10 protein-coding genes and 1 pseudogene are annotated in these 13,542 nt (G+C 62.4%); 8 read left to right on the top strand and 3 right to left on the bottom strand.

Going from position 1 to position 13,542, the window contains the following annotated elements:
* Nucleotides 1–29 precede the first annotated feature (29 nt).
* Nucleotides 30–218, top strand: a pseudogene (locus OG413_RS13240) (IS5/IS1182 family transposase); the annotation flags it as partial.
* A gap of 1,218 nt (nucleotides 219–1,436) precedes the next feature.
* Nucleotides 1,437–3,044 carry a DGQHR domain-containing protein gene (locus tag OG413_RS13235; protein ID WP_266805349.1) on the top strand — a complete coding sequence of 536 codons (1,608 nt, stop codon included), beginning with the start codon at nucleotides 1,437–1,439 and terminating at the stop codon, nucleotides 3,042–3,044.
* 442 nt (nucleotides 3,045–3,486) lie between these two features.
* Here the strand turns inward: OG413_RS13235 and OG413_RS47110 are convergent, their stop codons facing one another.
* Nucleotides 3,487–4,320, bottom strand: a complete 834-nt coding sequence (locus OG413_RS47110; RefSeq protein ID WP_353962287.1) for a helix-turn-helix transcriptional regulator — start codon at nucleotides 4,318–4,320, stop codon at nucleotides 3,487–3,489.
* 12 nt (nucleotides 4,321–4,332) lie between these two features.
* Nucleotides 4,333–4,521 (bottom strand): hypothetical protein, encoded by a 189-nt coding sequence (locus OG413_RS13230; RefSeq protein WP_266805347.1) that lies wholly within the window; start codon nucleotides 4,519–4,521, stop codon nucleotides 4,333–4,335.
* 885 nt (nucleotides 4,522–5,406) lie between these two features.
* Here OG413_RS13230 and OG413_RS13225 point away from each other — a divergent pair.
* Together OG413_RS13225 and OG413_RS13220 are read left to right on the top strand one after the other, a co-directional pair.
* Nucleotides 5,407–5,592 (top strand): hypothetical protein, encoded by a 186-nt coding sequence (locus tag OG413_RS13225; protein ID WP_266805345.1) that lies wholly within the window; start codon nucleotides 5,407–5,409, stop codon nucleotides 5,590–5,592.
* Between the two features lie 252 nt (nucleotides 5,593–5,844).
* A complete protein-coding gene (locus OG413_RS13220) occupies nucleotides 5,845–7,284 on the top strand; it encodes a DNA phosphorothioation-associated putative methyltransferase (protein ID WP_266810110.1) in 1,440 nt (479 codons plus the stop codon).
* A 4-nt stretch (nucleotides 7,285–7,288) separates the two neighbouring features.
* On the opposite strand, the gene dndA is transcribed toward OG413_RS13220, so the two are convergent.
* Nucleotides 7,289–8,431 carry a cysteine desulfurase DndA gene (dndA, locus tag OG413_RS13215; RefSeq protein ID WP_266805344.1) on the bottom strand — a complete coding sequence of 381 codons (1,143 nt, stop codon included), beginning with the start codon at nucleotides 8,429–8,431 and terminating at the stop codon, nucleotides 7,289–7,291.
* A 77-nt stretch (nucleotides 8,432–8,508) separates the two neighbouring features.
* Between dndA and dndB the strand changes: the two genes are divergently transcribed.
* From dndB to dndE, 4 genes are read left to right on the top strand one after another with little or no spacing between them, the layout of a single operon-like run.
* Nucleotides 8,509–9,636 (top strand): DNA sulfur modification protein DndB, encoded by a 1,128-nt coding sequence (gene dndB, locus OG413_RS13210; RefSeq protein WP_266805342.1) that lies wholly within the window; start codon nucleotides 8,509–8,511, stop codon nucleotides 9,634–9,636.
* Nucleotides 9,633–11,126, top strand: coding sequence for a DNA phosphorothioation system sulfurtransferase DndC (gene dndC / locus OG413_RS13205; RefSeq protein WP_266805340.1), 1,494 nt, complete (start codon nucleotides 9,633–9,635; stop codon nucleotides 11,124–11,126). Before dndB ends, dndC begins: the two co-directional genes overlap by 4 nt.
* Entirely contained in the window at nucleotides 11,113–13,104 is a 1,992-nt protein-coding gene (dndD, locus tag OG413_RS13200; protein WP_266805338.1) for a DNA sulfur modification protein DndD, read from the top strand. The genes dndC and dndD overlap by 14 nt, the downstream gene beginning before the upstream one ends.
* Nucleotides 13,094–13,471: a DNA sulfur modification protein DndE gene (gene dndE / locus OG413_RS13195; RefSeq protein WP_266805336.1), complete on the top strand. Its 378-nt coding sequence runs from the start codon at nucleotides 13,094–13,096 to the stop codon at nucleotides 13,469–13,471. Before dndD ends, dndE begins: the two co-directional genes overlap by 11 nt.
* Nucleotides 13,472–13,542 lie beyond the last annotated feature (71 nt).

Here is a 13,542-nt window from a genome sequence, read left to right as displayed (position 1 = left end):
AACGCACAATGTCCCACGTGCCGGGGAGCGGCCGGTCCTGCGGCGGCCTGATCTCCAAGATTCACCTTGCCTCCGACCGGCACTGCCGGCCGATGACGATCGTCCTGACCGCCAGGCAGGCCGCCGACAGCCCTCAGTTCGTCCCGGTGCTGAACAACGTGCGGGTCCGTCTGCCGGTCGGCCGTCCCCGCACCCGGCCCACCGCCGTGGCGGGCGACACCGGCGCTCTTCTCCGGAGGGCCTACCGGTGTCACGTCGGGGCGCAGTGGATGGAGACGCTCCTAGCGCTGTGCGACACCCCGCTGGCCAGGACTGCGGCAGATCGGCGCGGAGGCTGTTGCGCTCTGATCGCGTTCTGTCTGGCCGTGCGCGCGGCGGCGAGGCATCACGAGGCCGATGCATGGTTGGAGCCAGAAGCATGCCCTTCTCGAGGAAAAGCAGTCGCTCAGTGTGCCCGTGCTGACGCCAGACGGGAGCTCGATCCCTCAGCAGGAGTGAGTCGAGGTCGCCGGCCGGGAGACCGGTGCCGCGCTTTGACGGGCACCGGAACCATGGTCAAGACCATTACGGGCTGCAGTGGAACGACCAAGATGCCGTCGGCGTGATCCGCAACTTCTGGCGAAGCATTCCCGGACAGACACTGCTCGGCATAGTTAGGAGACTCATTGTGCAGGGCGCAGAGCACGTGCGGAAAGCATGGGGTCCCGAAGTGTCTCCTCGCGCCTGGGCACGAGGAGAAGACGCTGGCGGAGGTCGGATCGGCCACGACCGGACTGCGGCGCCTCCTGGCGGACCGTGGATGCAAGGGAAGCCGCACGCTCGCCCTGCTGCGATCCACCCAACGCAACGTCGCGACGCTGGACGGGCGCGGCTACCTGCCAGGCGTGGAACGGGAGTTAGGCGTCGGCTCACTCAGTCTGCCGTCAGACACATGTCGCTACCTTCGCTGACGAACCCCTGACTACACATCTAGTCTCAGCGAACAGGCCTCTGTCTCTAGAGACTTGACGCAGTGTGGGATGAATGCGAGGCTACACCCATGCCCTTCGCGGATAGTCTCAAAAAACTTTCCTGGCAGAGTGTGCGCTCGATCGCCCTCGCCCACCGCGTCGTACCGGACGTACCCGGGGTCTATGCGTTCTCCGAGACCACGGAACTGCATGGCCTGGTAGTGACCCTCGACTGGGTCTACGTCGGCCAGGCCGCATCCCTCCCGGCGCGGCTGGCTCACCACCGAGCGCGCACCGAGGCAAACCGACGCCTCCGAGACTGGCTCCACCGCCCGGGGGATCGCATGCTCTGGTACGCCCCTGTGGATTCAACCCTTTTGAATCAAGTCGAGAGGGACTTGATCGCGAGCCTGCATCCTCGATTCAACAGGACTCTCTACGCCCAGCACCTTCCGACTGTCTGATAACTCCCCAAGGAGATCGAAAATGCTCGAACAAGACGGACTTGCCGCAGATGAGCAGGAGCTGGCCGATCTTTCCGCTCTCATCGAGAAGCAGGACAAGGTCGTCACCAGAGTTCTCGACGAGGCTATTGCACGAGAAGGCTCCCTGTTCGCCGAAAGCGCGCACATGGGTGGAAGCCCATCCTATGTGGCCGCCACCACCCTTGACTGGATCAGGAATAACGTAGCGCTGGCCACAACAATGCCCCTGCTCAAGAAGAGCCTCGATCCCAAGACGCAAAAGCTTCAGATCGACGAAGAGAGTATCGACTTCATCTCACAGCGTCAGGTCGACTGGTCAAGGGAAGCGGTATTGGCAAAATATCTCATCGAAAGAGATAATCACAAGTTCCCACCAATTCTTGCCGTCCTATGTCCGCCGTGGGTAGACGACCCCAATAGTGGCACGTGGGACGTTGACGGGCGCGCCAAGGAGACCTCGGCAGACTTCGTCTCCCTCGACGGCAAAGGGCGCGTTGGCCTACTGCAGCTGAGCCCCGGTACGCGGCTCTACGCAGTGGATGGTCAACATAGGCTGATCGGCATCCAGGCTGCTTTGACTCTCATTACCTATGGGCGCCTCGACGTTCGGAATCGAGAGGGGGTTGTTAAGCCCGATGAGGTCCTCCTGATGGATGAGCTCATCGACGAACATGGCCTGGATGAGATTCATCTGCAGCAGCTTGGCGCCGAGCGGATGGGAATTGAAATCATCCCCGCTGTACTCAAGGGTGAGTCTCGAACTGATGCGCAGCGGAGGATCCGCAGCATCTTCACGCATGTAAATAAGCAAGCATCCAAGCTTACGCCCGGCGAAGTGGCGCAACTCGACGAGGACAACGGGTTCGCAATCGTTGCGCGCAGGATTGCTGTCGAGCACCCTATGTTTAAGGCCAGCAAGAGCGCCGTAAATTTCAAGAACAGCACCATCACGAAGCGTTCCGCACACTTGACAACCCTGCAGACGCTCACCGAAATGGCGCGCGAATATCTGCTCGCGGATAATCGGTATAGTCACTGGGCTACGAAGGGACGTGAGCTCGCCCGTCGGCCTAATGACGAGGAGCTCGCTGCTGGCCGCAAGGATTTCTCCGAACTGTGGGACCACATCAGCGAGTTGCCAACGTTCAAAGCAGTCTCAGCTGGCGACTCTGCCGCCCGGCACCGGCGCTTCCAACACGAGGTTGAGCGAAACAGTGGCGGAGGGTACGGCCACATGCTTCTGCGCCCCGTGGGTCAGCAGACTCTGGCAGAAGCCGTCGGCCTACTCAAGGCGGACGGCATGTCTCTCGACGACATTTTCCAGAAGCTGAGCGTGCTCGATGCCCAAGGCACCCTGCGCCTAGATTCTGTCGAGAACCCCTGGTGGGGGGTTCTCTATGACTTCAGCGGCCAGAGGATGAGCATCAAGGGAAGGGACACAGCGGCGAAAATACTGAGGTACGTGATCGGCGGGCTTCCCACAGAGAGGGAGCGACGAGCTCTCCGAGAGCTGATCGCAGATGCGCGACTGATCGGCGAGGGCGAGTACCGCGACTATGCGGGCAGCACAGTAGCCCGTAGCAAAATCGCGCTTCCCGCTCAAGTTTGACGACTGCTGGATTGGATCACGTGCGTTGGGCCGCTCGGTGCGGTGAGGGCGACGATCGCCGACGCGCCCATCGCACGGTCCGCCTTGTCCAGCATGCGTGATCGATGCCGTCACGTTCTCGCGGTGAACACCGCGGTCGTTGGCAGCAGCACATGCGGACGGGAGGCCCCATGTTCCACAGCGGGCATGCAGCGCAGCACCGACCACTCGGACGACCTACAGGTCACCTCGGTCAGCGATATGGTCGCCATCCGCCGGTCGGGCTCGGTGACCGGCAGAGCGGGGGTCTGCCTGCCGCCCTCACCAGAACCGGTGAGGGCGGCAGGCAGACGACCGAGCCGACAGTCGAGAGCACCATGGTCACGAATGGATCCACGCACCTTCCGCCCAACTCGACGCTCTGCAAACCGTATCCGCAGATCGCAGCCTCAGCGCACATGCGCTAGAACGACTCGCCCTGGTGCTCATGTTGGCCCGTCCAGAGGTGCCCACCCTCCCCTTGCCCTCCCCGGGTCGGCTCTAGTCCCCTACCACTCACATACCGCGGCGACTCGACGGCGCGCCTCCGCTGTCGTTCCCGCACCATGCTCGGGAGGTCGGCCACGTCCTCCAGCGTGGGCCCGCGAGGTGGACCGACGATCCGGGGCGCAAGCTCTGATTCGAGGGGCACGACCGGAGCGATCGTGTACCCGCTTCCTCTCGGAGACAGTCGCCGGCTCCTCGTGGCTCGGTCCGCTTGGTGCCAGGCATGGACCCACTCCGCGCATTGCCGCCTGTCGATTCCGCACGCTGCCACGAACGAACACAGTTGATGCAGGCGGGGAGGGTGCCTTCCCAAAAGGATGTTACTGATCGTGCTCTTGGTGAGAGGTTCACGGCCGGGAGCCAGGCGTGCCAGTTCCCTCAATGAGGGGGATCCAGCCAATGCTCTTAGCGCTTTCATCGCACGGCGTAGGTCATTGAAGTCCTGCACAAGGTCGAGCTGAACTTTGCGCCCCGATCCTCTGACAGCAGCCCGGGCTTGGATCCACATCCCTCTGGTTCGGGCAGCTTCCGTCTCGTGGATGTCGCACGCTTTGCCCCACGACTCGACGGTACGAAGGGTCGGAACGACCCTGCCACTTGTAGCCCGTGAGAGCGTCGCCTCGGAGCAATCACACTGCTCAGCCAATTCGCGAAGCGAGAGCCCGGCACGTCCGCGCTGCTCCCGAAGGCGCTGAGCGAGCACCAGTATCGGTCGTCGGGTGGCGATCACGGGCCCCTCGGGACGTCCCATTCGCGACACTCGTCACCGTGTTGGCCGGGACGCTGCCGTCCCGGGCATGGTGTGGAGCAGGTGGACAGCGAGCAGACCAGCGGCACCGAGCAGCTGCACCGCTGCAGGAGCAGCCATTCCACCGGCCACGAGTGCCGTGCCCAGGAACATCACCACCAGGATGAAAATGGCCTGCCGGCGGCCGAGTAGTGCGGGCTGCATGGCCGTGACGACACACGGGGCGACCGACTGAGGACGGCCTCCAAGCGGGTTGATGTACACGTGCTCTCCCAAGGTCGATCTGCGGGGGTGGAGCCGGAGCGCCGACGCTGCTCCGAGAACACGTTCACCTTGCCACCGCGGGGCCGGTGTCCGAAGATTGAAGGAACCGTTCTTGCACTTCTGTCCAGCCGCAGGTACGGCTGAATCCCGACCGATTGAACCATGTCCGTCCTGGTCACCGGCCCTCCCGGGCACAGTTCTTGCGCTGGGTGTCCAGTCTTCGCTCGCGTCCGTTTTCGCCGCTTACCTGTGGCGAGAGTTTTGATCACGACGATCTGGATGACGATGCGTTTGAGGTTGGTCGGCAGTGGAGCGGCGCCAGGTGTACCGCCCGGCGGCGTCGGGCCACCCCCTTCGGACCCTCGCTAACAGCGGCGATCCACTCTGGGTCACCCAGCCTGGTCCGGCGAGGGCCGTGGAAGAGTCTCGAACCCCTACCGTCTTCGCGGTGGGCGCGAGCATGGCCTTCCCGATGCGAAGGCGGAGCGAAGCGCCACGCGTTCAGCCGGCAAGGATGCGTACGAGGTCGAGTTCCACGCCAGCATCCCGTGCCTGCTTCAGGGCGACCTGGTTGAGGTGGCGTCCGCAAGCGTGGAACCAGTTTCGGTCCAGAGAGTCGCCTTTCCACCGGATCCTCCAGATCGGCCACGCTGGGCAGCTATGCGGCACCCCGCCCTCGCAACTCGGACGAAGACTCATTGGTCACCCCTTGCACCTGGTCAGAGGTCATTAATGTTTAACAAGAATGACCGAGCCCGCCTGCCTTGTCAATTCATCTACACAGGTGAGTGCTAGGTTCTGTTAAACAAAAATCGAAGGGGCGTCATGGTCGGCAGGCCACGCACAGGACAGACGAAGGTCATGGGCTTCCGCCCGCCCAAGCAGCTCCGCGAGGAGTTCGAAGCGCTCGCCGCGGGCGAGAAGCGCAGCCCGTCCGACGCGCTGATCGAGGCTATGCACGACTGGATTGCAAAGAAGCGCCGCGAGCGTCAGACCGTCAAGAAGGAATAGGCCGACGCGGTTCGGCTAACGGCGCACAAGATCGGAGCACTGGAACTGACCGAACAGAACGTCAGCCAGGTTGTGCCTATCCACCTGGGATGACGGCAGCAGCGCCAGGGCAGCCACTGCACAACTTGGTGGGACCGGCCCCGGCTGGTTCGGGATCACGCAGCTCATCCGTTGAGCTTTCTCCAAGAGCTTCTTGCTTTGGGGCAGCCACCGCTAACCTCGTTTGTCACCAAGTTGTGCGAGGGCGTGAGCATGGTAGAGAAGGCTTGGAGCAGTGACCGCAGACTGACTGCGATCAGTCGAGCAGGCGTCTCGGTGCCGGCCCGGCAGGCGATGATCGACAAACAGCTAGCCCCCGGGCGCACGGTCCTTGACTACGGTTGTGGCCGAGGCGGCGACGTACGCGCCCTCCAGCAGCTGGACGTTCAGATCGCCGGATGGGACCCGTTCTACCAACCCGGCACCGCGCTGGTGTCAGCAGACGTTGTGCTCCTCACCTACGTACTCAACGTCATCGAAGACCCACACGAGCGACGCAAGGCGTTAAGGGAAGCGTGGGACCTTGCTGGCAAAGTGCTCGTCGCTTCTGCGCGACTGACGTGGGAGAAGTCGAAGGTCAAGGGAGAGGCATTCGGCGACGGGCTGCTCACCAGTCGGCGAACATTCCAACACCTCTATGCAACAGGCGAACTACGATCGTACGTTGAGGCCGAAACTGGCGTGCGGACGGTCTCTGCGGCACCCGGGATTGTCTATGCATTCAAAGATGAGCGGGAACGGCTTCGCTACCTTGCTCAGCGCATCATCCCCGACGCGGAGTGGCTTGCCTCCGATGACACGACTTCGGCGATCGCTGCGGTTGTTGATCACGCTGAACGGCGAGGCCGCCTACCGCGCATGGAAGAAGTCCCCGAGCCGATGGCCCAGCTCCTCGGCCACCTGCGCCCAAACGAGGTCCGCCGGCTCGTTCGCGACTCCGCCAACCACGCCAAGATGCAAAAGGGCTCCAAGCGGACGACGCTGAACACGCTACTCTTCCTCGCCGTCGAACTCTTCAACGGCCGCTGCCCGTTCAGCAGCCTCCCGCTCAGCATCCAATTCGACGTCCGGGCATTCTTCGCCTCATACAAGGAGGCCTGCCAGCGATCCGATCGGCTGCTGCTCAAGCTGCGCGACGACGGATACATCCGCGGGGCCATGAACGCTTCAGCAGTCGGAAAGCTGACGCCGTCCGCGTTGTATGTACACCGGCGGGCTCTCGACCGCATGCCCACAGTGCTACGCCTCTACGAGCACTGTGCCTCGATCGCAGCCGGCCGCCCTCAAGCATGGACTCTCGCCAAGCTGCATCATCAGGGCCGGGCAGTGAGCTGGCTGGACTATCCGGACTTCGACCGCGATCCGCACCCCCGTATCCTGTCCTCCTACCAGGTGCAACTAAGAACCCTCGACGCGTCCCACACCTCCTACGCCGACTCCAAGAACCGACCGCTGCTCCACCGCAAGCACGAGTTCCTCAGCCACGACGATCCGGATGCGGATCGGTACAGGCGCTTGACAGCTGCAGAGGTGAGGGCGGGGCTGTACGAGCACCCTCACCTCATCGGCACAGAGGAAGGGTGGGAAGCAGAGCTCATCCGCTGCTGCCGCGCTCTTCGAGGGCATCGGCTGGTGCGCCGACCGTCAGATTGAAGTGTCAGACGGAGTCAGGCTGCATCCTCGCGATTCGGGCCGCCAGTTCCTCCACATCAAGGTCGACTGCTTGGCTCGGGAACCAGGACAGCCGGAGCCCATTCTCGGCCACCTCCTCGGGCAGCCCCATCGCAGTGAGAACATGGCTAGGGGTGTACGACGCGCTCGTGCACGCAGAGCCTGTCGCAACAGCTACCTGCTGCTTCAGCATGACGATGAGCGCTTCAGCGTCCACACCGTCGAAGGACAGGTTGAGGATGTGTGGAACGGCATGATCCTGGTCCCCGTTGATCCGGAATCGCGTCTTCGCGAGGGCCTCCAGAAGCCGGTAGCGGAGGCTCTCCGCGTTCCTACTCCACTCAGCATGACCCTTCTCGAAGATCTTCGCTGCTTCAGCAAGCCCCATGATCAACGGCACCGGCAAAGTCCCCGGCCGCAGCTTACGTTCCTGACCGCCACCAAACATGATCGGCTGCAGCGGCAGCCTCTCCCAGCCCCGGCGACGCATAACCAACATCCCCACACCCTTGGGAGCTCCGATCTTGTGGCCGCTGACGCTCATCATGTCGATCGGCGCGGTCAGATCTTGAGGGACCTTCCCGTATCCCTGCGCTGCATCCACATGCAGGTATGTCGGGGTCTCCCTCAGAAGCTCAGCAAGTTCGGCCACCGGTTGGACGACACCCGTCTCGTTGTTCACGTGCATCAGTGACACAAGGAGCGTGTCCGGACGCAGCCGCTCCATCACTGCCTCGACAGAGACCCGACCCGACGAGCCTGGCTTGATGAATTCGACCTCGAAACCGCGAGACTGCAGGTGCTCCAGGGGCTCGATCACCGCCTTGTGCTCGATTGCCGAGGTGATGATGTGACGCCGACCACTCTGCTCCCCGTGGGGGGCAAGGCCAAGCAAGGCGATGTTGTTGCTCTCGGTTGCCCCACTGGTGAAGATCAACTCGTCTGGTTCGGCACGTACGGTGCCGGCGAGGTACTCCCGCGCCTGTTGCACCGCACGCTTCGCGCGGGTCCCGTACTCGTGCGTTCGGGACCCCGCGTTACCAAAGTCCTCAGTCATCCAGTGCATCACCACGTCGGCCACACGCGGGTCCACACGCGTCGTCGCCGCAACATCGAGATAGGTCACCACGAGTCCCACCACACCTCTGCACGCTAATTGGGCACATCCTGTACGTCATTTACCTGACGTACGATACCGTTGCGCGTGTGGGATCATCCTCTTCGCAGCTCGCTGACACCGCCACCTCCGCTGGCTTTGACTACATCTTTCCGGCCATCCGGGGCGTACAGGCGGGGCGCGAGTTCTACGTGTCCATGTGCCCCTTGCGCCTCATCCCGAAAATTTTCCTCTTCGACGAGGACGAACTGGGGCCAGAGGTTCGTGCCCAGCGCACCCTGAACAAGGGGCGCCTCCCCGCGCTTACTCGCTACATCGTTGAGAATCCGGACGACTACGTCTTCAGCGCGCTCACCGCATCCGTCGATGGAGAGATGCACTTCGAGAGCATCTCCGACTCCGGCATGGGGATGCGCGCCGGCCAGGTCCGCATCCCCATGGCCGCTCGCTTCTTGATCAACGACGGGCAGCATCGGCGCGCAGCCATCGAGCAGGCGCTGAAGGAGAATCCCGACCTCGGCGAGGAGACGATCGCCGTCGTGTTCTTCCATGACGCTGGACTCGCCCGCTGCCAGCAAATGTTCGCGGACCTCAACCGGCATGCCGTGCGTCCACAGCGTTCAATTGGCGTTCTGTACGACCACCGCGATGAACTAGCCATCATGACCCGTTTCCTGGCCATGACGTCCCCAGTCTTCAAGGGGCACATCGACTTGGAAAACAGCAACCTCGCTCAACGTTCACGCAGGCTCTTCACTCTCAGCGCCCTCTGCTCTGCCACCCAGTCGCTCCTCCAGGGACTGGACGTCGAGAAGGACAAGGCCCGACAGCTGGCCGAAAAATACTGGGAGGCAGTCGACGCAGTCGTGCCCGAGTGGGGGATGGTGCGGCGCCGCGAGCTCGTAGCTCGGGAGGCACGCAAGGACTATATCCACAGCCACGGGATCGCCCTGCATGCCCTCGGGCGGATTGGTAACTCACTCCTGCGCAACTCCGACTCTCCCAAGGTGTGGCAATCGAAGCTGAAGCCCTTGACTTCGGTTGACTGGTCACGCACAAACCCGGACTGGGAAGGTCGCGCGATGATCGGCGGTCGCGTGTCGAAGAGCCATCAGAACTTGACCCTGACTGTGAACTACCTGCGTCATCACATGAAGCTCGAACTCAGTCCGGAAGAGCAGCGTGTAGAGGACGCATACCTGCAAGGAGTTTCATGAGCACCCCGAAGCCGACGGCGCCCTTCCAGGGGAAGGTCCTCGCTGAAGTAGTCAGTGAACTCACGGCAGAAATCCGTGAGCTCTATACAGCTGACGAAGTGCCTTGGGTCATCGGTTACAGCGGTGGCAAGGACTCCACTGCCGTGCTGCAACTCGTCTGGCTGGCCCTTCAGGGGCTGCCGGCTGAGCAGCGCACCAAACCAGTGCATGTGATCAGCACGGACACACTTGTCGAAAATCCCGTCGTGGCTGCCTGGGTCACTCAGTCTCTCGACACCATGGGGAAGGCCGCGTCGGAGCAGCAGCTCCCCATCGAGCCGCACCGACTGATTCCGGAGGTCAAGGACACCTTCTGGGTAAATCTCATCGGCCGCGGTTACCCAGCCCCTCGCCCCAAGTTCCGTTGGTGCACAGAGCGATTGAAAATCAAGCCGTCGAACGCCTTCATCCGCCGCGTCGTACGGCGTCACGGGGAGGCGATCCTGGTTCTCGGTATTCGAAAGACGGAGAGCCAGGCACGCGCCCGGTCAATGGAGAAGCACGAGAAGCGCCGGGTTCGGGACCGCCTCTCGCCCAACGGGAACCTGCCGAACTCACTCGTCTACAGCCCCATCGAAGCGTGGGGTACTGATGAGGTGTGGATGTTCCTGATGCAGTACTCCAACGCGTGGGGACATCGGAACAAGGATCTACTGACCATGTACCAGGGTGCCTCTGAGGACTCCGAGTGTCCTCTGGTTGTGGACGACACCACCCCTACCTGCGGTGACAGCCGCTTCGGGTGCTGGACCTGCACTCTCGTGGACAAGGACAAGTCCATGACTGCCATGATCCGCAACGACGAGGAGAAGGAGTGGATGCGGCCCCTGCTCGATCTCCGCAATGAGCTCGACGATGTGTCCAAGGAACGGGAGACCAGGGACTTCCGCCGTATGAACGGCAGTGTCCAGCTCTTCAACGACGGCGTCATCCACGGGCCCTACACGCAAGAAGCGCGACAGACATGGCTCAGGAAGCTTCTCGAAGCGCAGACTCTGGTGAGGCGGATCGCCCCAGAGAGCGTACGTGGCATCGAGTTGATCACGATGGAGGAGCTGCACGAGATCCGCCGCATCTGGGTCTTCGACAAGCACGAGGTCGAGGACACGTTGCCAGCAATCTATGAGAAGGCCACGGGTGAGACGTTCCCGGGGCGGCCCCTCGACGAGCAGCTTGTCCTTGGGGCAGAGGAGATTGACCTCCTCAAGGAAGTATGCGATGGCGACGATATCCACTTCACGATGACTCGTGAACTTCTCGCGGTCGAGCGGCAGCATCGAACGATGACTCGACGCTCGGGACTGTTCAAGGAGCTGGAGAAGACCATCAAGAAGGGCTTCTACGAGAACGAGGATGATGCCCTGGCGTTCGCGAAGCGTAAGCGGGAGATGCGTGAGACCGCCCCGACCTATCTGACGCTGAACGAAGAGATCACTGATGCACCTTCATAACATCGAACTCCGCGACTTCGGCGCCTACCGCGGCAAACAGTCCCTTGATCTGAGAGTTCAACCGGGGCGGCCGATCATCCTGATCGGTGGCCTCAACGGATGCGGCAAGACGACCTTGCTCGACGCCATCCAGCTGGTTCTCTATGGTCCGAGGGCACGCTGCAGCGGTCGGGGGAGTCGCTCATACGACTCCTACCTGCGCGAAAGCATCAATCGTAAGGCGGACGCTGCCGAGGGCTCGGAGATCGCTCTGGAGTTCTCCGTGGTCGTGGATGGCCACGAGAGGCACTACCGCGTAGTCAGGAGCTGGCGTCTGAGCGGCAAGCAGCTCAAGGAGCACTTGAACGTCCTTGTGGACGGCCAGTATGACCGGATTCTCAGCGATGGCTGGCCGGATCACGTCGAGGACATCCTCCCGCTAGAGGTGGCCTCACTTTTCTTCTTTGACGGGGAAAAGGTTGAGTCTCTCGCGGACCCCGAGCGTGCAGCCGCCGTGATCGAGTCCGCAGTCCATTCCCTCCTGGGCGTGAACACGGTTGAGCAGCTCCGCACTGATCTCCTGGCGCTACAGCGCCGACAGCGGTTGTCCAACGAGGACCAGGCCCTCATCGACCAGATCCGAGCCCAGGAAGCCGAGCACGAAGCGGCGACGGTGTACGTCGCGGACCTCACTCAGACGCTCGGCAGCACACGGTCCAGGTGCGATCGCCTGCAGGTTCGCCTTAACAAGGTAGAGAAGTCATTCATGCGGGCAGGCGGGAAGCTCTTCGAGCGGCAGAAGGAGCTGGAAGGTGATCGAGCAGCCGTGGCCGATCGCCTCACGTCAGAGCGCCAGGCCCTGCGCTCTCTTGCTCAAGGTCCTCTTCCTCTCCTCATGCTCCCGCAGCAGCTTGCCACGCTCCGGGACCAGGCAGAGCGCGAGAAGGAAGCTGACGATGCCACCCGAGTCGTCGGCGTTCTAGAAGAGCGCGATGCCTGGCTCCTTGACCAACTTCCTGCGTCCGTTCCGGCTGCTGCCCGCACGGCCTTGAAGCGGAAAATGACCGCTGACCGCAACAAGCGCGAGAGTTCAGCCGAGCTCAAGCACAGCCTTGACCTGCCCCCGGACACGCTCCAGCAACTCTCGGCGCTGAATGAAGCACTCACCCGAGACGCGTCCCGCGCGCGAGAGCTCCTCAGAGAGTCTGCAGGCACAGCCGATCAGCTTGACACCGCCGATCGCCTCCTAGCGAGTATTCCAGACCAGGGGCTCATCAAGGACCTTGTCGAAGAGCGCAGCGAGGCCATGGATGCGCTCGCAGTAGCCAAGGATGAACTCAGGCGCGGTGAAGAACAGTTGGCGGAGGCGAGGGGCCGACGCGATCGGATTGCCGCCGACCTGGAACGAGCACAGCAGAAGCGGATTAAGACGCTGATCGAGGTCGAGGAGCTGGAGCGCATCGTGACCTATGCCGACAAGGCACGGGACACACTGGAGAAGTTTGGCGCTGCTCTGCTGCGGCGGCACATCAGCCGTCTGGAAGTTGCCGTCCTTCAGAGCTTCAAGGCATTGATGCGCAAGACTGGCCTCATCCACGACCTGCGGATCGACACGGATAAGTTCAACCTCACTCTTGCGGACTCGGACGGAGAGGCCATCGACCCCGCACGACTCAGCGCCGGCGAGCGGCAGCTACTGGCCATCTCTCTCCTCTGGGGTCTGGCCAAGGTTGCCGGTAACCGGCTGCCGAGCGTGATCGACACGCCCCTGGGCCGCCTCGACAGCCGACACCGTCAACATCTGGTTGATCGCTACTTCCCCAACGCTGGACGGCAGGTGCTCCTGCTGTCCACAGACGAAGAGATCGATGAGAAGCTTCTGGCTCGATTGAAGCCGTCCCTCGCGCACACCTACACCCTTGTTCACGACGACACGACGTTCACCACCACCGTCGAGCCTGGATACTGGTGGACAGCAGGAGTCCCGCATGCCGCTTGAGACGGTTCGCCTTTCGCAAACCGCGAAAGAGCAGCTCATCTGGCTGAAGCGCAACACTGGTCTGACCCAGTGGAATGAGCTGTGCAGGTGGGCACTTGCCCTGTCACTACGCGACTCATCCACACCACTGGTCAAGGAAGTCACCACCGACTCCAACGTCGAGATGTCGTGGAAGACGTTCTCCAGTCCCTATGGAGACATCTACCTCGCTCTACTCAAGCAGCGGTGCCTGATGGACGGTGAAGAGCTGACGGACGAGGCGATCTCCAGGACGCTCACAGTCCACCTTCACCGCGGTGTCGGCTTCCTGGCCGGCCGTAGCGATCTGCGTTCCATCGAGCAGCTCGTCTCCACGGCCACAGGGTAGCCGTTCTAGGATGCATGCACGAGGGCCCGCTCTTCCGAGGTGGAAGAGCGGGCCCTCGTGCATGCATCCTG

The organism is Streptomyces sp. NBC_01433, from assembly GCF_026340105.1.
Lineage (GTDB): Bacteria > Actinomycetota > Actinomycetes > Streptomycetales > Streptomycetaceae > Streptomyces.
The sequence above is the reverse complement of the archived record's forward strand: the minus strand, read 5'-3'. Positions and strand labels throughout refer to the sequence as shown.